Origin of the sequence: Micromonospora sp. NBC_00330, assembly GCF_036136635.1 — a bacterium.
In the GTDB taxonomy this organism is placed as follows: Bacteria; Actinomycetota; Actinomycetes; order Mycobacteriales; family Micromonosporaceae; genus Micromonospora; species Micromonospora salmantinae.
In genome coordinates, this window is the sequence record NZ_CP108012.1 from 5,836,221 (window position 1) to 5,853,409 (window position 17,189).

The 17,189-nt window shown below is 69.9% G+C and carries 19 protein-coding genes, 1 tRNA gene and 1 riboswitch; of the genes, 13 read left to right on the forward strand and 7 right to left on the reverse strand.

Annotated elements, in window-relative coordinates; translation table 11 throughout:
* Positions 1 to 59: 59 nt before the first annotated feature.
* Positions 60 to 692, reverse strand: coding sequence for a septal ring lytic transglycosylase RlpA family protein (locus OG598_RS26540; RefSeq protein ID WP_328651558.1), 633 nt, complete (start codon positions 690 to 692; stop codon positions 60 to 62).
* A 187-nt stretch (positions 693 to 879) separates the two neighbouring features.
* Here OG598_RS26540 and OG598_RS26545 point away from each other — a divergent pair, with 187 nt between their 5' ends.
* From OG598_RS26545 to OG598_RS26555, 3 genes are read left to right on the forward strand one after another with little or no spacing between them, the layout of a single operon-like run.
* Complete coding sequence (locus OG598_RS26545; protein ID WP_328651559.1) at positions 880 to 1,431, forward strand: phosphoribosyltransferase family protein; 552 nt, start codon at positions 880 to 882, stop codon at positions 1,429 to 1,431.
* 33 nt (positions 1,432 to 1,464) lie between these two features.
* On the forward strand, positions 1,465 to 2,511 hold the full coding sequence (locus OG598_RS26550; protein WP_328651560.1) for a questin oxidase family protein: 1,047 nt from the start codon (positions 1,465 to 1,467) through the stop codon (positions 2,509 to 2,511).
* A 57-nt stretch (positions 2,512 to 2,568) separates the two neighbouring features.
* Positions 2,569 to 3,000, forward strand: coding sequence for an ASCH domain-containing protein (locus tag OG598_RS26555; RefSeq protein ID WP_328651561.1), 432 nt, complete (start codon positions 2,569 to 2,571; stop codon positions 2,998 to 3,000).
* 32 nt (positions 3,001 to 3,032) lie between these two features.
* Here OG598_RS26555 and OG598_RS26560 read toward each other — a convergent pair whose 3' ends face one another.
* Positions 3,033 to 3,941: an LLM class flavin-dependent oxidoreductase gene (locus OG598_RS26560; protein ID WP_328651562.1), complete on the reverse strand. Its 909-nt coding sequence runs from the start codon at positions 3,939 to 3,941 to the stop codon at positions 3,033 to 3,035.
* A 104-nt stretch (positions 3,942 to 4,045) separates the two neighbouring features.
* Between OG598_RS26560 and OG598_RS26565 the strand changes: the two genes are divergently transcribed.
* From OG598_RS26565 to OG598_RS26575, 3 genes are all read left to right on the forward strand, one after another.
* Positions 4,046 to 4,474 (forward strand): hypothetical protein, encoded by a 429-nt coding sequence (locus OG598_RS26565; RefSeq protein ID WP_328651563.1) that lies wholly within the window; start codon positions 4,046 to 4,048, stop codon positions 4,472 to 4,474.
* A 77-nt stretch (positions 4,475 to 4,551) separates the two neighbouring features.
* Complete coding sequence (locus OG598_RS26570; RefSeq protein WP_328651564.1) at positions 4,552 to 5,256, forward strand: dihydrofolate reductase family protein; 705 nt, start codon at positions 4,552 to 4,554, stop codon at positions 5,254 to 5,256.
* Positions 5,257 to 5,288: 32 nt separating this feature from the next.
* Complete coding sequence (locus OG598_RS26575) at positions 5,289 to 5,933, forward strand: dihydrofolate reductase family protein (RefSeq protein ID WP_328651565.1); 645 nt, start codon at positions 5,289 to 5,291, stop codon at positions 5,931 to 5,933.
* 14 nt (positions 5,934 to 5,947) lie between these two features.
* On the opposite strand, the gene OG598_RS26580 is transcribed toward OG598_RS26575, so the two are convergent.
* On the reverse strand, positions 5,948 to 6,289 hold the full coding sequence (locus tag OG598_RS26580) for a VOC family protein (RefSeq protein ID WP_328651566.1): 342 nt from the start codon (positions 6,287 to 6,289) through the stop codon (positions 5,948 to 5,950).
* A gap of 186 nt (positions 6,290 to 6,475) precedes the next feature.
* On the opposite strand from OG598_RS26580, the gene OG598_RS26585 reads away from it, so the two are divergent.
* From OG598_RS26585 to OG598_RS26600, 4 genes are all read left to right on the forward strand, one after another.
* The gene (locus OG598_RS26585) at positions 6,476 to 7,231 is read left to right on the forward strand and encodes a hypothetical protein (protein ID WP_328651567.1); all 756 of its coding nucleotides are present in this window, start codon (positions 6,476 to 6,478) and stop codon (positions 7,229 to 7,231) included.
* Positions 7,228 to 7,593, forward strand: a complete 366-nt coding sequence (locus OG598_RS26590; protein WP_328651568.1) for a transcriptional regulator — start codon at positions 7,228 to 7,230, stop codon at positions 7,591 to 7,593. Before OG598_RS26585 ends, OG598_RS26590 begins: the two co-directional genes overlap by 4 nt.
* Before the next feature lie 115 nt (positions 7,594 to 7,708).
* Entirely contained in the window at positions 7,709 to 8,653 is a 945-nt protein-coding gene (locus OG598_RS26595; RefSeq protein WP_328655441.1) for an ATP-binding cassette domain-containing protein, read from the forward strand.
* The gene (locus OG598_RS26600; protein ID WP_328651569.1) at positions 8,650 to 9,399 is read left to right on the forward strand and encodes an ABC transporter permease; all 750 of its coding nucleotides are present in this window, start codon (positions 8,650 to 8,652) and stop codon (positions 9,397 to 9,399) included. The genes OG598_RS26595 and OG598_RS26600 overlap by 4 nt, the downstream gene beginning before the upstream one ends.
* On the opposite strand, the gene OG598_RS26605 is transcribed toward OG598_RS26600, so the two are convergent.
* Positions 9,383 to 12,520 (reverse strand): BTAD domain-containing putative transcriptional regulator, encoded by a 3,138-nt coding sequence (locus tag OG598_RS26605; RefSeq protein ID WP_328651570.1) that lies wholly within the window; start codon positions 12,518 to 12,520, stop codon positions 9,383 to 9,385. The genes OG598_RS26600 and OG598_RS26605 overlap by 17 nt on opposite strands.
* A gap of 286 nt (positions 12,521 to 12,806) precedes the next feature.
* Here OG598_RS26605 and OG598_RS26610 point away from each other — a divergent pair, with 286 nt between their 5' ends.
* Together OG598_RS26610 and OG598_RS26615 are read left to right on the forward strand one after the other, a co-directional pair.
* Entirely contained in the window at positions 12,807 to 13,745 is a 939-nt protein-coding gene (locus tag OG598_RS26610; RefSeq protein WP_328655442.1) for an LD-carboxypeptidase, read from the forward strand.
* A gap of 27 nt (positions 13,746 to 13,772) precedes the next feature.
* Positions 13,773 to 14,198 carry a DUF6924 domain-containing protein gene (locus OG598_RS26615; RefSeq protein ID WP_328651571.1) on the forward strand — a complete coding sequence of 142 codons (426 nt, stop codon included), beginning with the start codon at positions 13,773 to 13,775 and terminating at the stop codon, positions 14,196 to 14,198.
* A 101-nt stretch (positions 14,199 to 14,299) separates the two neighbouring features.
* On the opposite strand, the gene OG598_RS26620 is transcribed toward OG598_RS26615, so the two are convergent.
* Positions 14,300 to 14,373: transfer RNA gene (locus tag OG598_RS26620), tRNA-Gly, on the reverse strand.
* 253 nt (positions 14,374 to 14,626) lie between these two features.
* On the reverse strand, positions 14,627 to 15,184 hold the full coding sequence (locus OG598_RS26625; RefSeq protein ID WP_328651572.1) for a pyridoxamine 5'-phosphate oxidase family protein: 558 nt from the start codon (positions 15,182 to 15,184) through the stop codon (positions 14,627 to 14,629).
* Positions 15,185 to 15,283: 99 nt separating this feature from the next.
* Here OG598_RS26625 and dcd point away from each other — a divergent pair, with 99 nt between their 5' ends.
* Positions 15,284 to 15,862, forward strand: a complete 579-nt coding sequence (gene dcd / locus OG598_RS26630; RefSeq protein WP_030332009.1) for a dCTP deaminase — start codon at positions 15,284 to 15,286, stop codon at positions 15,860 to 15,862.
* A gap of 73 nt (positions 15,863 to 15,935) precedes the next feature.
* Here the strand turns inward: dcd and OG598_RS26635 are convergent, their stop codons facing one another.
* A complete protein-coding gene (locus OG598_RS26635) occupies positions 15,936 to 16,913 on the reverse strand; it encodes a C40 family peptidase (protein WP_328651573.1) in 978 nt (325 codons plus the stop codon).
* Between the two features lie 76 nt (positions 16,914 to 16,989).
* Positions 16,990 to 17,125, reverse strand: a riboswitch (cyclic di-AMP (ydaO/yuaA leader).
* Positions 17,126 to 17,189 lie beyond the last annotated feature (64 nt).

Genomic DNA, 17,189 nt, shown 5'->3' on the forward strand with positions numbered 1-17,189 from the left:
CGAGGAGGTTCTGTCCGGCCGGCCCAGTCTGCCGGCCGAATCGGCGTCGCCGGCCCCGCTCAGCCGAGGACCTCGTAGCGGACGGTGAGCGCGCCCACGTCGACCGAGGCGATGCTGGCGAAGGCGGCCCGGGACAGGTCCAGGCAGCGGCCGTCGATGAACGGGCCGCGGTCGTTGATCCGCACCGTCACCGACTTGCCGTTGGCCGGGTTGGTGACCCGGACCTTGGTGTTGAACGGCAGTGTCTTGTGCGCGGCGGTCAGCGCGTCGGGGTTGAACGACTCGCCGTTGGCGGTGAGCTGCCCGTCGGAGTAGAACGAGGCGCCGCACGAACCGCTCTCCAGCACCTTCGCGGCGGCCGTGGTCTTCTTGACGGTCGGCTTCGGCTTCGGCGACGACGTGCGCTCCTTGCCCCGGGAGGCGGCCTGCTGCGACCGGGTCGCCGACGGGCTGGCGGTCACGCTGGGCGAGGCGCTGACGCTCGGGGTGACGGCCGGGGAGCTGGGGGTCAGGCTGCTCGCGGCGGTGGTCGGGGTGAGGTCGAGAGCCACCTGCCCCGACTGGTCGGGGCCGGAGACCAGCTGCACGGCGCCCACAGTGCCTCCGACGGCGAGGGCGACGCCGACCGCAGCAGTGGCCACGATGCCCGCCGGGGAGGAGAAGATGCGGGTACGAGAGTGCTTGCCTGCCACCGGCCCGGTCCTTTCGTCGTCTGAACAAACCGGGTCGGACCGTAACGAGAGAAGCACTTCCGAAGTCAACGTGATCATGGTTTTATGCCCGCATTTGCACAGGTACGTGTAGCCGATCATCCGACCCGGGGTGGGCCGGGTGGCCCGGGTGCCGCCACGCCCGCCGCTCGTGCCGCAGGATGAGCAGATGCCCGCCGATCTGACCGAACGCCTGGCCGCCCTGTTCCAGTGGATCGACCCCGGCCCGGACACCAGCCACCTGGTCAGCGACATCTCCGGTTGGTGGCGGGACCCGGCGGTGCTGGCCGAGCTGGGGCCGGCCCTGGTCGCGCCGTACCGGGCCGCCCGACCCACAGTGGTGCTCGCGCCGGCCGTCACCGGGCTGCTGCTCGGGCCGTTGGCCGCCACCGCCCTCGGGGTCGGCTTCGTGGCCGCCCACAAGCCCGGTGACGGACGACTGCCGGCCGGGCCACTCACCTGGGCACAGAGCCGACCGGACTACCGGGGCCGACGGGTGGACCTCGCCGTACGGGACCGACACCTCGGCCCCGACGACCGGGTGCTGGTGGTGGACGACTGGGTGCGTACCGGCGCGCAGCTACGCGCCCTCTACGACATCTGCGCCGCACGGGGCGCCGAGGTGCTGGGCACCGCCGCGGTGGCGGTGGACTGCCCGCCCGAGGTCGCTGCCGACCTACGGATCACCGGCCTGATCGACGCCGCGGATCTGCCCTCTTGACCTGAAGCGAGGTTCAACACCGACGATCGGCGGATGAGCGACGGAGTTCTCGACGAGGCGTACGAGCGGTTGCATCGCACCGGCCCCGAATATCAGGGCTGGCTGTCCAACCACGGACCGATGGCCGTCGAGGCGTTGGTCCGACACGGGCACCCGCACCGGGTGCACCGTTGGCTCGACGACTACCTCGGCCGCCTCGACGAGTTGCCCCGAGGGCTGCACCCGATCGACGACTGGCGGTCGGCGCTGGGCGATCCGAAGCGCGCCGGCGACTGGCTGGACTACTTCGACAGGCAACTGCGCGAACACCAGTGGCGTGCGGTGCTCGGCACCTGGTGGCCCCGGCTGCTGCCGGGCATCGCCGCCGGCGCCACGCACGGTGTGATCCGGGTCGGGCACGCCGTACGCGCACTGGACCCGGACGACGAGAACCGACAGCGGCTCACCGAGTTGGGCCAGGCCCTCGGCTACTGGGCGGCCCGCTGGCAGCCGATCCCCGGCACCGACCGGCTGCTCACCGGCGATCCGGACCAACCGGGCACCGACGACGTCGACGTGGCGACCGCGCTGGCGGGACTGCCCCGGATCGACGACCAGACCGGCGGCGTCCGGGAGCGGCTGGACCAACTGCCGGGCGTACCCCGATGGGAGCCGGCACTCGCGACGCTGCGCCCGGTGCGGAGCCCGGCCGAGGCGGAGCGTGGGCTCACCACGCTGGTGCACCGGGCCGGCCTCGACTACCTGCGCTTCGGGCACGCCGCGCCGGTCATGCTGGTGCACGCGGTCACCGCGCCGACCGCCGTGCTGCGTACCCTGCCGGCACTGGACCGGGGCCTGTGGGCGCCGAGCCTCGCCGCGGCCTGGGCCGCGACGGCGGCCATGACCTCCGTGTACGCCCCAGCCCACGGCATCGCGCCACCAACGGTGACCCCCGCGACGCCGGCGGAGGTCTTCGCCCGCGCGGCCCGCCACGGCGACGAGCACGTGGTCAAGCTCGCCGACGCGATCCTCGACGCGTACGCGACCAGTGCCGACGAGCGGCTCCTCACCGCACCCGGCTACGCCGGCCAACTGATCTGAGCGGGGCGACGGGTATAGCGGCGGCGGCCCGGGCCGCGCTGGCCTAGCCTCGGCAGGATGTGGCCTCGGATCGGTGAACTGCGCGCCCTCGCCCTCGGCACCCCCGGCGAGTTGCGGTCGACCCTCAACACCCTGGTGCTGGCCGGTGTGAAGACCGCGACGGCCGGCCGGCTCGCCGAGTACGCGGAAGAAGGTGAGGAGTTGGAGCACGTCGGCGAACGCCTGGCCCTTGTCGACGACGACAACGCGCTGGCCGGCGTCGTGGAGATCACCGGAATCGAGGTGGTCCGCTTCGCCGACGTGCCCTGGGACTTCGCCCACGCCGAGGGCGAGGGTGACCGCTCGATCGAGGAGTGGCGGGCCGGGCACTCGACCTACTGGGCGCGGCTCGGCACGCCGGTCGACGCCGACACCCCGATCGTCTGCCTGCGCTTCCGCCTGGTTTCCGGCGGCGAGGGCGGTGTGGCCAGCGGCGACCTCGGCACCTGACCGGCCGCCCCAGCCGCGCAGTTGTGGCGGCCTCAGCCGCGTAGTTGTGGCAGCAATCGCGTCGCCACGTCCACCAGGATGGCCTCGTCACCGGCGTACCAACTGCTGGCGCGCGGCCAGTGCGTCACCACGTCGGTGAAGCCCAACTCGGCGGCCCGGCCCACCTGATCGGCGAAGAACTGTGCGCTGCTGAGCGAGAAGACCGGCGCCGCGTCCAGCGAGAGGTAGCGGTCCAGGCTGGCCGGATCGCGGCCGGCCTCGTCCAGGGTCCGGTCCATCCGCGCGGACAGCGCCGACACACTGGCCCACCAACCCGCCAGGTCGTTGTCGTCACCGGTGCCGGTGGTCACCCAGCCCTGCCCGAAGCGGGCAACCAACCGCATCGACCGTGGCCCGTTGGCGGCCACCACGAACGGCACCCGAGGCTGCTGCAGGCAGCCGGGGTTGTTGCGGGCGTCCACAGCGGCGAACCAGTCGCCACGCCAGGTGGTGCCGTCCTCCCGCAGGATCAGGTCCAACAATTCGGTGAACTCGGCGAACCGGTCGACCCGCTGACGCGGCGGCAGCGTCTCACCACCCAGCACCGCCGAGTCGAAGCCGATGCCGCCCGCGCCCAGACCGAGCAGCAGCCGGCCGGCGGACACGTCGTCCACAGTGGTGATCTGCCTGGCGAACGCGGCCGGGTGCCGGAAGTTCGGCGACGCCACGAGGGTGCCCAGTCGAATCCGCGAGGTCACCGTGGCGGCCGCGGTCAGCGTGGCCATCGAGTCGAACCACGGGCCGTCGACCAGGTCACGCCAACCCAGGTGGTCGTACGTCCAGGCGTGGTCGAAGCCCCACTCGTCGACCTGCCGCCAGCGACGCTGCGACTCCGCCCACCGCTGGTCCGGCAGGATCACGATGCCAATCCGCATGATCGCCACCCTAGTCGGGCCGGTCATCCGCCCCCAGCATCACGCTGAGCAGGGGACGGCCGGCGTCCGGAACACCTTCGCCGACCGGCAGTCCCAGATCCACCGCTGCGGCCAGCCCGTACCCTCCGGGGATGCCCGCCGAAGCAACTGCCGCCCGCGTCTCCCCGGATCGCCGGGCGCGACGGGTCCGCATGATCCGCACGGTGGCGTTGCTGGTCGGGGTGGTCGTTCCGTCCCTTCTCCTCCGCGAGCTGATCGAGGCTCGATTCGGCAGCGGGCCGGTGGCCGACCTCAGCGCGGTCGCGGTGCCGATGGCGGCGACCGCGTGGCTCGCGCCGTACGCCTCCTATCGGCGGCGCGACGCCCTGTTCTGGCTGGTCGGTCCGGGCCTCTACTTCTTCGCGGTGATCGCCTGGCGGGTGGCCTTCGCGCCGTACCGGGACTGGAGCCCCCGCCCAGAGGAGAAGACCCGGATGCGCTGGTCAGGCGACCCGGAACACGCCGGCACGTGGTACCTGACCGTGCCCGAGAGTGGCACGCGTCACACTTCTTCCCGGTAGGGACATCGCTGTCGGCTCCGACTCCTCGGCGAGCGGCACCCAGGCGGGGTGTCGCCCGAGGAGAGGACCAGAGCGCGATGACGAAGGTGACAGCACAACTGTCGGTGTCGGTGGACGGCTTCTACGCCGGCCCACAGTTCGACGGGAACGGCAACTGGATGGTCTCGGCGGAGAGCGCGAAATTCTTCCGGGTCACCCGGTGGGCGACCGAAGCGGCGGCCTGGCGCGAACGGCAGGGCTTTGCCGGCGGGGAGCAGGACACCAACTCCGAGGTGATCGCCGAGTCGTTCGGGGCGGCCGGCGCGTACGTGATGGGGCGCCGGATGGCCGACGGGGGTGAGATCCCCTGGGGTGAGGAGCCGCCGTTTCGCGCGCCGGTCTTCGTCGTCACCCACCGCCCCCGCCAGCGGCTGGTGAGGGGCGGGGGCACCAGCTTCACCTACGTCACCGACGGCGTGGCCAGCGCCGTCGAGCAGGCGCGCGCCGTGGCCGGCGACAAGGACGTCGCGGTGGCCGGAGGCGGCAGCCTGGTGCGGCAGGTACTCAAGGCCGGCCTGCTCGACGAGTTGGAGCTGCACGTCGTACCGGTAGTGCTCGGCACCGGCCTGCGGCTCTTCGACGCGGACCTCGACCTGGGGGACCGGGAAGGGATCGAGCTGACGCCGACCCGCGTCCTTGCCACCCCACAGGTGACCCACATCCGATACGCGGTGCGCGGTCGCGCCCCGCTCGTGCTCGACGATCGGGGCAGCGGAGGCGGCCCGACGGTGACCGCGAACTGAATCACGGCCCATCGAAGGAAGGAGGAGACACCATGGCGCAACTGTTGCGGGTGCAGTGCTTCAACGTTTCGCGCGACGGGTTCGGGACCGGGGAGGGACAGAGCCTGGAACGGCCCTTCGGTCACGCGGACCCCACCCCACTGTTCTCCTGGCGTTCCGCCACCGCCAGCTTCGTGTATCGCACCGAGCCGGGCGGCACTCGTGGCCTGGACGACTACCTGACCCGCGACGCCGAGTGCAACATCGGCGCGGAGATCATGGGTCGCAACAAGTTCGGCCCCCAGCGTGGCCCCTGGAAGGACCACGAGTGGCAGGGCTGGTGGGGGGACAACCCGCCGTTCCACACGCCGGTCTTCGTGCTCACCCACCACGTGCGCCCCTCGTTCAGCCTGTCCGACACCACGTTCCACTTCCGCGATGTCAGCCCGGCCGAGGCACTGGCCGAGGCGAAGCGGGCAGCCGCCGGTCGGGACGTACGCCTCGGCGGTGGTGTGGCGACAATCCGCGAGTTCCTCGAGGCCGACCTGGTCGACACGATGCACATCGCCGTCGCGCCCGTCGACCTTCACCGGGGCGAGCGGCTGTGGGACAGCCCTGACGAACTGCTCGACCGCTTCCACCTCGAGTCGGTGCCCAGCACCAGCGGGGTCACCCATCTGCTGTTCTGGAGACGATGACCGCGCTCGGTCGTCTAGAGCCGGGCCAGCACCAGCAACCGGTTGCCGTCGGGGTCGGTGACCCGCGCGGAGCGCTCACCCCAGGACTGGTCGACCGGCTCCTCGGTGACTGTCGCCCCACCCCTGCGAAGCGCGCCCACTGCTGCGTCGCAGTCGTCGGCATAGACGCACAACTCCCAGCGGTGCGAGTCGGCCGGCCGGCCAGCCTCCGGGTTGGCGGCCAGGCCGAGCTCACTGCTGCCCAGCCGCAGCGCGACGAACTCCGGGGCGCCCTCGTCCGGGAACCGGTAGGTCAGCTCGAAGCCGACCACGTCCCGATAGAACGCGATCAGTCGTGGCAGGTCGGGTGTCGTCACGATCGGAAAGGCTTCGGTGAACACGGACCACCTCCAAACCGGACATTAGCCGGTGCCGAGCTTCGGCAGTAACCACCACTGTCGATCTCCGCAGATGTCGTCAGTTCGCTGGGACTCTTGCGCAGAATGATTTGTGCTGCAAACCTATTGGTAGTGCAGCATCCGCGCAGCAGCCTGGAGGTCACCGTGTCGGACCGATCGAGCACCGCGCCCAACAGCGGCAGCACACCCGGAGAGCTGCTGGCCTCGGTGACCGCCCTCCAGCGGCGTACCCGGGCCGTCCGCAACGCCTACTGGCTGCCGCTGCTGCTGTTCGGCCTCCTGATGGCGGCGGCCGCACCCCTGTACGCCGAGTCGACCAATCCGCTCGGCATGCGTGTCGGGCAGGACAACCCTGCTCTGACCGGCCTCGGTGGGGACTTCCTCGAACGCTCGGCGACCCTCGGCTGGTACTGGCTGGCGGCGCTCATCGGCGGCTACCTGCTCAGCCTCTGGTGGTATCGGTGGCATGGTGTGCGGGTGGGGGTCCAGACACCGGCCCGGCCGTACGTCATCGCCGGCATCGTGGGCACCATCGTCGGGCTCCTGCTGCCGATCGTGCTGCGGTTCCTGTTGCTCAACACGGCGACGGCGGTTTCGAGTGCGACCAGTTGGGTGACCACACCGCTGCTGGGCATCTCCGATCGCGGCATGTTCCCGCACCTGGTCATCGCGGTGGGGCTACTGGTCCTGGCTCGACTGGAACGCAGCCGTGGCCTGACGGTCGTGGCCGCGGTCTACGCCGCCGCGGTCGTCCTCGTGAACGTCTACTTCCAGACCGCCGACTTCCAGCCGGGGGACCTGAACCGCCACAGTTTCCTGCTGGCGGCCCTGCTGCCCGCACCGATCCTGCTCGTCGGCGGCGGCATCGCCCTCCTCAACACCATCAAGAGGTCGGCGTGAGCAGCAACGCAGAGGCCGCCGCCACCGGCAACGGCGGGCACCCGACGAACGGGCTCAGCGACACCGTCCACCAACGCAACCGGCTCGGCATCCTCACCATCGCGGCGGAGGCCGAGCGGGTGGAGGTCGCCTACCTGCGCGACGCCCTCGAACTCACCGCCGGCAACCTCTCCCGACACCTCGCCGTGCTGGAGGAGGCCGACCTGATCCAGATCGAACGGGGCTACCACGGCCGCCGGCCCAAGACCTGGATCAGGATCACCGAGCAGGGGCAGGCGGCACTGGCTGCCGAGATCAGCGCACTACGGGAACTCCTGCGACGCCATCAGGAGCTGGGCGGCGCGTCGCGGCCGACCGGGTAGGAGCCTGCCGTACGGGTGTCGAAGGCCGCCGTTGATCAAGGCGTTGAGACCCGTGTCAGTGGCCGTGTCAGGGCCATGTCAGGGGGGTGACAGCCCAGCCGCCGATGGTAGCTGCATGACGAGTTCAGCGATTGCAGTCTCCGGGCTGCGAAAGGCCTACAAGGACAAGGTCGTGCTCGATGGCATCGACCTGGATGTCCCTGCGGGCACGATCTTCTCCCTGCTCGGCCCGAACGGGGCGGGTAAGACGACGACGGTGAACGTGCTGACCACGTTGGTGAAGGCCGACGGTGGGACCGTACGCATCGCGGGGCACGACGCCGCCACCCAGGCCAAGGCGGTGCGCGCCGCGATCGGTGTCACCGGTCAGTTCGCGGCGGTGGACGAGCTACTGACCGGCCGAGAGAACCTGCAGCTGATGGTGGATCTCAGTCAGGTTCCCGGCAAGGACGGCAGGCGGGTCGTCACGGAACTGCTGGAGCGGTTCGATCTGGTGGAGTCGGCACAGAAGCCGGTGTCGACCTATTCCGGCGGGATGCGCCGCAAGCTGGATCTGGCGATGACGCTCGTCGGCGACCCGCGAATCATCTTCCTCGACGAGCCGACCACGGGCCTGGACCCACGCAGCCGCCGCACGATGTGGTCGATCATCCGTGACCTGGTGGCCGACGGCGTGACGATCTTCCTCACCACTCAGTATCTCGAGGAAGCCGATCAGCTCGCCGACCGGATCGCCGTCCTCGACCAGGGGCGCCTGGTCGCCCAGGGCACGCCCGACGAGCTCAAACGCCAGATCCCCGGCACTCACGTCCGGCTCCGATTCGCCACCGTCGCCGAACTCGACGCGGCCGCCCGGGTGCTCACCGACTCCACGCGGGACGACGAGGCACTGGCCCTGCGAGTTCCCGGCGATGGCGGCACGGCCTCGCTGCGGGCCCTGCTGGACCGGCTCGACGAGTACGCGATCAGCGCCGAAGGGTTCTCCGTGCAGACGCCGGACCTCGACGACGTTTTCCTCGCCCTGACGGGCAGCCGCACCCAGGAGGTCTCCGCGAAATGAGCACCAAGTCCCACTCGATCGTCATGCTGCGTCGCAACTTCAAGCACATCGCCCGAAACCCGACCTCGGTGTTCAACGCGGTCCTGATGCCCATCGTGATCATGTTGATGTTCGTCTACATGTTCGGTGACGCCTTCAACGTCGGTGTCGACTACATCGACTACGCGACTCCCGGACTGATGCTGTTGGCGGTCTGTTACGGGCTGGGGGCCACCGCGACCGCTGTGAACTCCGACATGACGAAGGGCATCATCAACCGGTTCAAAGTCATGCACGTCTCCCGCGGTGCCGTGCTGACCGGTCACGTCGTCGCCAGCGTGCTGACCAACCTGGTCGCCATCGCGGCCCTTGTCGGAGTGGCCTTCCTGCTCGGATTCAGCCCGTCGGCGAGCCTCCTCGGCTGGCTCGGCGCGCTCGGCATCATCGTGCTGCTCGGCTTCGCCGCCGGCTGGCTCACAGTCGCCCTGGGCCTTTCGGCGAAGTCTCCGGAAACGGCGGGTCTGGCCTCCGTCCCGCTGGTCATGCTGCCGTTCTTCAGCAGCGCGATCGTGCCGGCGGACAAGATGGGGCCCGGGCTGCGGGAGTTCGCGGAATACCAGCCCTTCACGCCGATCATCGAAACTCTGCGCGGGTTCCTCAACGGGACACCGTCCAGCGGTGACGTGATCCCCGCCCTCGCCTGGTGCGTCGGCATCGCTCTCGTCGGCTACCTGTGGGCACGTTCCACGTTCACGAAGCGAGCGTGACAGCTACCAACCGGTTCCAGTCCGTCCGACTGCCTTCTCGCGCCGCCTCTGCGAAACTCACTTCGCCGAGGCGGCGCCGTACTTCCTGCTCGATCCGGGCCACATCCGGCTGGGAATGATCCTGCCGTCCGCGCACACCGCTGCTGGCCGCGAGCAGCCGGGCGGCGTGCTCGTACTGGTCAAGGCGCAGCGCCAGGTCCGCGACGCCGACGAGTACCCGCGCGATCGAGGGCGCGTGCCCTGTCTCGGCGGCCGCCACGCAGGCCGAGGAGTGGTGTCTGCGCGCCTCACCAAGATCTTCCGCGACATAACCGAGCAGGTCGTGCGTCACCACGCGGATGTACGCCTGCTTCGCCTCGTCGCGCAACACTGTCGTCGCGACACCGACCTGGCGGCCCACCTCTTCGGCATCACCACTCCAGCGAGCGAGTTCCGCCTGTGACAGAGCCAGCACGGCCAACGCACCCGGCCACGTCACCCGCTCCGCGCATCGCCGCGCCTCGGCCATGGCAGCCGCGCTGGACTTCTCATCGCCACGCAACCAGTACAGCTGAGCCTGCCGGGACCGCATCCGGATGATGTCCTCGACGGTGCCGACCTCGGTGACGACCGCTGTCGCCTCTTCGTAGAGCTCGCACGCACCGACGAACTCACCGCGTACGGCAATCAGCTCCGCCAGCTCGGTCAGGGCGAATGAGATCCCGAACCGTTCGCCGAGCGCCCGGAACTCGGCGAGCGCCGCCACGAGATACTCGTCCACATCCGGACCGTCCTGGCCGAAAATGATCCGCATCTTGCCGAGTTGCAACCGGGCCAGTGCGCGTACCCACGGATCCTCGTCGTTCAGCAGCGGTTCCCATGCGGGCAGGATCGCGTCCGGGGCTCGCAACATCCGTTCCAGCGGGACGACGAGTGCCGTCCCCGGGTGGCTCCCGTTACTGCGCTGGCTGAACTCGTACGCCTTGTGGATCCACTCGGCCGCCTGGTGCTCGTCGCCAGGCCCCGAGTTGATGAAGAGCACGACGAGCGCGTACACAGTGGCCCGGATCTCGTCGCTGACCTCACCAGGCGTCTCGGTGGCCGCCGTGATCAACTCCATGCCTTCGGTCCGGTGGCCACCGAGCCACCAGTACCAGCCGGCACCCGCGGCCAGCCGCATGGCCGCGTGGGCTTCGCCGGCAGCGAGGGCACCGCGCATGGCGGCACCGATGTTGTCGTGCTCGACTTCGAGAATGTTGAGCCATCTCACCTGGTCCGCGCGGCGAAGCTGCGGCTCTGCGGTCTCGGTCAGTTCGGTAAAGTACGCCAGATGCGCGTGGCGAGCCAGGTCCGATTCCCCCGCCTCGGCGAGGCGGTGCACGGCGTACTCCTTGATCGTGCCGAGCATCCGGTAGCGCGGGGCTTCGCCGCCCTCGGCGACCAACAGCGACTTCTCGGCCAACGCGGTGACCAACTCGAGCACGTCCTCCTGCTCGACCTCGTCGCCGGCGCAGACCCGTTCGGCCGATTCCAGGCTCACGCCGCCCGAGAACACCGACAGCCGGCGCAGGACCGTCCGTTCGGCGTCGGTCAGCAGCTCCCAACTCCAGTCGACCACCGCGCGCAGCGTCCGGTGCCGGGGCAACGCGGTACGGCTGCCGCCGGTCAGCAGGCGGAACCGATCATCGAGTCGCCTGGCGAGCTGGTCGATGGACATGGTGCGCAACCTGGCGGCGGCCAGTTCGATCGCCAGCGGCATCCCGTCCAGCGCCCGACAGATCCGCGCCATCGTCGACAGCATGGAGGCGTCGACCGCCAGATCCCGCCGCACCGCGACCGCTCGGTCCCGTAGCAGTCGGACAGCCGGAGAGGCTTCGATCTCGCTGGCGTCGGCGTTGACGTCCGGCAGGGCCAGCGGGGCAACCGGCCAGAGCGCCTCACCAGTGATGCCGAGCGGCTCCCTGCTCGTCGCGAGGATCCGCAGTCGCCGACACTCCCCGAGCAGCCGGTCGGCGAGCACCGCCGCCGACTCGATCACGTGCTCGCAGTTGTCCAGGATCAGCAACGCCTCCCGCTCGCGGATCGCGGCGACGAGCCGGTCGATCAACTCCATGCTCGGTGGCTCGCCGAGCAGAGCGTCCCGGAGTCCGAGCCCCGCGAGCGTCGCCTGCACCACGTCACCGTCCGCGCCGATGGCAGCGAACTCGACCAGCCAGGCCCCGTCCGGCAGGTCGTCGAGCATTCTGCGCGCGGTTTCCGTGGCCAGCCGGGTCTTCCCGGAGCCACCCGGCCCGATCAGGGTCGTGAGTCGATGTTCGGTGACGAGCGCGCCGACCGCGGCAACGGCCTCGTCCTTGCCGATGAAGCTGCTCAACTCGGCGCGAAGGTTCGTCTTCCGGCCCTCCGCGCGCCGCCGCACCTCGCCCCGCAGGAGCGCGACGTGCAACGCCGAGAGTTCCGGCGAGGGGTCGACGCCCAGCGCGTCGGCCAGGGCCTCACTCGTGCGCTGGTACACGAGCAGCGCCTCGTTGTCACGGCCGCTCGCGGCGAGGGCTTGCATCAACCCGAGAACCAGCCGTTCCCGCACCGGGTGCGCGGCCACCAGGTCGGTCAGCTCCGCGACCAGCTCCGGACCGTGGCCGAGACTGATCTCCACGTCGAAGCGATCCTCCAGGGCGGTCAGACGCAGCCTGTCGAATCGGGTGACCGCCGCGTCGAGCGACGCGCTGTCGACCAGACCGACGTCCTGCATCGCCGCACCGCGCCACAGGTCGAGGGCCTCGCGCAACCGCCGTACCCGCTGCGGGCCCTCGTCGTCGCGAGCCAGGCCGACGAGGCGTTCGAACCGTACGGCGTCGACGACGTCGGGTTCGACCATCAACCGGTAGCCGTCCGTCTGTCCCTCGATCGACCCCTCCGGCAGCGCCTTCCGGAGCCGGGAAACCAGGCGGTGCAGGGCGTTCGCCGCATCGGAGGGCGGATGTTCGCCCCAGATCCAGTCGACGAGGGTCCCCTTCGGGACCACGTGACCCGGGTGGAGCGCGAGGGCGGTCAGCAGCCCGCGCAGCCGCGCGCCCGGCACGTCGATGAGGGTGCCGACGTCCGCGCGAACCTCGAATGGACCAAGCATCCTGACCTGCACCTGGCAGATCCTGCCATGAACATGAAAGGCATCCGTGTCGCCGATGCCCACTCCGCCGACGGCGGTCGACCACGCGTTCCTGGCCCACTTGCACGCCGGTAGATCCCCCGTCGTTGTCCTGGGACGCGTCTCGAAATGAGATGCGTACGGGCTCGCGCACCTGTTGGATCTCGACATGGAGCATGAGCTTGTTCGTCCTCGGAAGGCCCGCCCGGGGGACCGCCTCGCGGTCCTCTCGCCGTCCTTCGCCGCGGCCGGCGCCTATCCCGGGATCCACGAGCAGGCCATGCGACGGCTTGCCGACCTGACCGGCCTCGTTCCGGTCGAATACCCCACCACCCGCCAGGTGGACGCGAGCGCGGCGGCGCGAGCGGCGGACATCAACGCCGCCTTCGCGGATCCCCAGGTACGCGGCATTCTCGCCGTCGTCGGCGGCGACGACCAGATCACTGTCATCCCCCACTTGGACGCCGACCTGGCCCGTGCCGACCCGAAGCCGTTCCTCGGCACCAGCGACAACACCAACCTGCACCACTGGCTCCGGGGCCTCGGCATCGCCAGCTTCTACGGCGGATCCTCCCAGGTACACCTCGGCCCCGGACCTGCCGTCGACGACATCCACGTCCGGTCGCTGCGAGCGGCGTTACTCACGGGGGAACGGCTCGAGATCACCGACCCGGGTGAGTCCGAGGACGTCGGCATCGACTGGGCAGATCCGCAGGCGTTGAAGTCGTTCGGAGAGCGCGAACCGACGGAGCCGTGGAGCTGGTACGGGCCGTCCCGCGCAGTCACCGGCCCCACCTGGGGTGGCTGCCTGGAAGTCATCCAATGGATCCTGACGGCGGGACGCTTCCCGTTTCCCCCGGAGGTCCTGCACGGCGGGGTGCTGATCATCGAGACGTCGGAGGAACTTCTCCCCGCCCGCGAGGTCGGCTGGATCGTCCGATCGCTGGGTGAACGCGGTCTTCTCAGCGCCGTCGACGCGGTCCTGGTCGCCCGTCCGCCGGTCTCCGACCACACCCGTCGACCCCCGGCCGAGGAGCGGGCGCGACTTCGCGAGCAGCAGCGCGACACTGTCGTCGACGTGGTGACCCGCTACAACCCCGAGGCGGTCGTCTGCGTCGGCGTCCCATTCGGCCACACCAGACCACAGTGGATCCTTCCCCACGGCGGCCCGGTCACCGTCGACGGCGTGCAACGCCGCATCTTCGCCGACTACCGATAGGGCCTGGCAGGGTGGAGGATCTTCGCCGTGTCCCCTCTGCCGCAACCCGACGACCTCGCATCGCTCGTGCTCCGGACCGACTTCACCGACGACGGCGCCTGGGAGGCCGTCAAAGGAGAGTTTCGCCGGTGGGACTGCTACTACAGCGCGACCTTCGTCGACGACCCCGCCTACAGCAAGGCGACCGTCGAGCAGTTGATCGACGCGAACGCCCCTATCAGTGATGAAGACTGGCTCACCTACCTGTTCGTGGCCGATGCGGCCACGATGACCGACGTCGAACGCCCGCTGCTCGCCGTCGACCTGACCCGCGAGCCCGGTCGCACCTTCCGCGTGCCGCCCCGCTGGTACGCGGACGTCTCGGCCAACCTCACCATCGCCAACATGGACTTCGCCGAGTTCGCCGACGCCGCCGACGAGTCCGGAACGTACCGGGGCTTCGAGGGGACCTGACGACTTGGCGAAGCAGCGGCTAATGGCACGGCACGTGATGGTTTGACCGTGAACGTCGAAGGCCCCGGTCGGGACTCACGTCCTGACCAGGGCCTTCGCAGTGGAGCGGGTGACGGGAATCGAACCCGCACTGTCAGCTTGGGAAGCTGATGTTCTGCCATTGAACTACACCCGCAAGCGGCACCACTGTACCCGAGTCGTCGAACCCGTGCACCCAGGTACCCTCGCCGGCCGCAGGTGTCCGCGTACCCCTCCGCCCGAGGTTGATCCACTCGGCTTTCTGGAAGTCGGGGCATCCGGAGCGCTGGGACACCGCGACTTTCCTGAAGTCGAGTTGATCACCGCCGGCGGCGGGCGGCAGGCCGGTACGTACGCCCGGTGCCGACTCCGTCACTACGGAGCCGGCACCGATGATCTTCGAGCTGTGGTCAGGCGGCCGTGCACTGGACGTCACGGCTGAGGCGGGTCGGGCGCGCCTGCGGGACGGCGAGGGGCGCTGCCACCGCCGACGGGGCGTTTGGGTCGAGCCAGACCCGAACGGCCGGCCGACCCGGCGCGAGGCCCGGAATGCCCGCGATGTGCTGCTCGCGGCGGGTGAGCATGGCCACGTCGACGGTGAACTCGAAGAGCCGCCAGTCGACCTGCGGTTCGGCCCGGGCGCTCTGCGCCAACTGCGCCACCCGGAGCGGATCAGTCACCGGACGGGCGTGCCCCGCCACGTACGCCTCGTCGTCGCTCTCCTCCGCAGGGAACGAGTGCAGCGCGTAACGGCCGTCACGTTCGAGGTCGCGGCGCTTGGGCGAGTCGATGACGAAGCAGAACAGCCCCTCGGCGGTGATGACCGGGGAGACTGGATGGACGCGGGGCCCGCCGTCGGCGCGGACCGTGGCCAGATAGCCGAAGCCCGGCCCGTATTGCTGGAGGAGAACGCGGATCCCGTCGGCGAGTCGGGGCTCGTCGGCGGCGAATTCGGACCAGGAAGCCATGTGGGCATTCTATCGAACAAATGTACGAGCAGCGACCTCGACGCGCTGGTCACCGGCACCGAATCCGGGCACTTTTGGCAGCGCGGCTATGGTGGTCCGATGCTGCTCTCCGACCGTGACCTGGTCTCCGAGATCAAGGCCGGCACGCTGGGCTTGGAGCCGTTCGAGCCCACCCTGGTCCAACCGTCCAGCATCGACGTCCGACTCGACCGGCTGTTCCGGGTCTTCAACAACCACCTCTACACCCACATCGATCCCGCGATGCAGCAGGACGACCTGACCTCGGCGGTCGAGGTCCCCGACGGCGAGCCGTTCGTGCTGCACCCGGGGGAGTTCGTGCTCGCCTCGACGCTGGAGGTCATCTCGCTGGGTGACCAGCTCGCCGGCCGACTGGAGGGCAAGAGTTCCCTGGGCCGGCTCGGGCTGCTCACGCACTCCACCGCCGGCTTCATCGACCCGGGCTTCTCCGGTCACGTGACGCTGGAACTCTCGAACGTGGCGAACCTGCCGATCACCCTGTGGCCGGGCATGAAGATCGGGCAGCTCTGCATCTTCCGGCTCTCCTCGCCGGCCGAGCACCCGTACGGCTCGGTGGTCTACGGCTCGCGCTACCAGGGCCAGCGGGGGCCGACACCCAGCCGCGCCTGGCAGCACTGGCGCACCTGGCCAACCCGCTGAGGTTCGACAGCTAGAACCGAGACGACGAGGGCCCGCCGCGACGGATCGCGACGGGCCCTTCGATCACTCAGGGTCAGCCTGGACGGCCATAGCTGTGGATCGGGCCGTCGTCGACCTTCTTCATCTTGACCGGCTGACCGGCCTGCGAGGCGTGCACCACCCAGCCGCCGCCGACGTACATGCCGACGTGGTGGATGTCGCTGTAGTAGAAGACCAGGTCGCCGGGGCGCAGGTCGCCCTTGCTGACGTTCTTGGTGACCCGGCTCTGCGCGGCGGCGTTGTGCGGCAGCGACACGCCGGCCTTCGCCCAGGCGGCCAGCATCAGCCCGGAGCAGTCGTACGAGTTCGGGCCCTCGGCACCCCAGACGTAGGGCTTGCCGATCTGCGCGCAGGCGAACTTGACAGCGGTGCCCGCGGCGCCGCCGGGGTAGCTACCCGGGCAGGGCGCCGGGCGCAGCGGACCGCCGCCGCCGCTGCCGTACACCTTGAGGCGCAGCTTCTGCAGGCGGTCGATCTCGTCGTTGATCTGCTTCTTCTTCGCCGCCAGTTGAGCTTCCGTGCGGGACAGCTGGGCCACCATCTCGTCCAGTGGCGCCTTCTGCGCGGCCAGCTGGTCGCGCAGGTCGGCCACCTGGCGTACGTCCTTCTGCTGGTTGTGCGCGAAGCGGTCGAGCATTTCGAGCTGGCCGACCACCTCGCTGGGTGACCGGCTGCCCAGCATCGCGTTGACGGTCGAGACGTTCTCACCCATGTAGGCGCGTACGGCCAGGGCGCTGACCTTGTTCATCGCGGCGTCGACCTGGCGCTCGAGCGGAGTGATCCGGGCGGCCAGGGCATCGGCCTGCTTGCGCTTCACGGCGAGGTCGGTGCGGGTGGCGTTGTGCCGTTCGATGACCGGTTCGAGCTTGTTCCAGTCGGCGTCGATCTGGCGCTCGATCTCGGCGACGGACGGGTCGGCGTGGGCCGCCGTGGCACTGCCGGTCAGAACGACGGCGATGCCGGCCAGCGCGGCGAGTGCAGTGGTGAAGCGGGACCAGCGTGGGCGCGGCACGATCGACGCCGGGCCGGCTGATGCCGACCGCTCGGACGACGGCCGCGGGGCATGGAGTGCCACCGGGGTTCCGTACTCCTTCTTCCTGACCGCCTACCGGGTTAGCTGACGGGTTCGGGCGGGAAGTCGGCGCCCTACCGCAATGGCTGCGGATTCACCCCGAGGGACCTGGGTCCCCGGTTCGCTCGGAAACGACTCGGCGGTGTCGGTCCGTTACCGCCCGGGCTGGGCGGAGCTGCTGTCGGGCCGACAAATGACCAGAGTAGAGACGCCTGT

What these genes read in the sequence shown, in the direction of transcription:
- OG598_RS26545 (WP_328651559.1), top strand. Translation starts at nt 880, where the DNA reads ATGCCCGCCGATCTGACCGAACGCCTGGCCGCCCTGTTCCAGTGGATC.
- OG598_RS26550 (WP_328651560.1), top strand. Translation starts at nt 1,465, where the DNA reads ATGAGCGACGGAGTTCTCGACGAGGCGTACGAGCGGTTGCATCGCACC.
- OG598_RS26555 (WP_328651561.1), top strand. Translation starts at nt 2,569, where the DNA reads ATGTGGCCTCGGATCGGTGAACTGCGCGCCCTCGCCCTCGGCACCCCC.
- OG598_RS26560 (WP_328651562.1), bottom strand. Translation starts at nt 3,941, where the DNA reads ATGACCGGCCCGACTAGGGTGGCGATCATGCGGATTGGCATCGTGATC.
- OG598_RS26565 (WP_328651563.1), top strand. Translation starts at nt 4,046, where the DNA reads ATGCCCGCCGAAGCAACTGCCGCCCGCGTCTCCCCGGATCGCCGGGCG.
- OG598_RS26570 (WP_328651564.1), top strand. Translation starts at nt 4,552, where the DNA reads ATGACGAAGGTGACAGCACAACTGTCGGTGTCGGTGGACGGCTTCTAC.
- OG598_RS26575 (WP_328651565.1), top strand. Translation starts at nt 5,289, where the DNA reads ATGGCGCAACTGTTGCGGGTGCAGTGCTTCAACGTTTCGCGCGACGGG.
- OG598_RS26595 (WP_328655441.1), top strand. Translation starts at nt 7,709, where the DNA reads ATGACGAGTTCAGCGATTGCAGTCTCCGGGCTGCGAAAGGCCTACAAG.
- OG598_RS26600 (WP_328651569.1), top strand. Translation starts at nt 8,650, where the DNA reads ATGAGCACCAAGTCCCACTCGATCGTCATGCTGCGTCGCAACTTCAAG.
- OG598_RS26610 (WP_328655442.1), top strand. Translation starts at nt 12,807, where the DNA reads ATGCGACGGCTTGCCGACCTGACCGGCCTCGTTCCGGTCGAATACCCC.
- OG598_RS26625 (WP_328651572.1), bottom strand. Translation starts at nt 15,184, where the DNA reads ATGGCTTCCTGGTCCGAATTCGCCGCCGACGAGCCCCGACTCGCCGAC.
- dcd (WP_030332009.1), top strand. Translation starts at nt 15,284, where the DNA reads ATGCTGCTCTCCGACCGTGACCTGGTCTCCGAGATCAAGGCCGGCACG.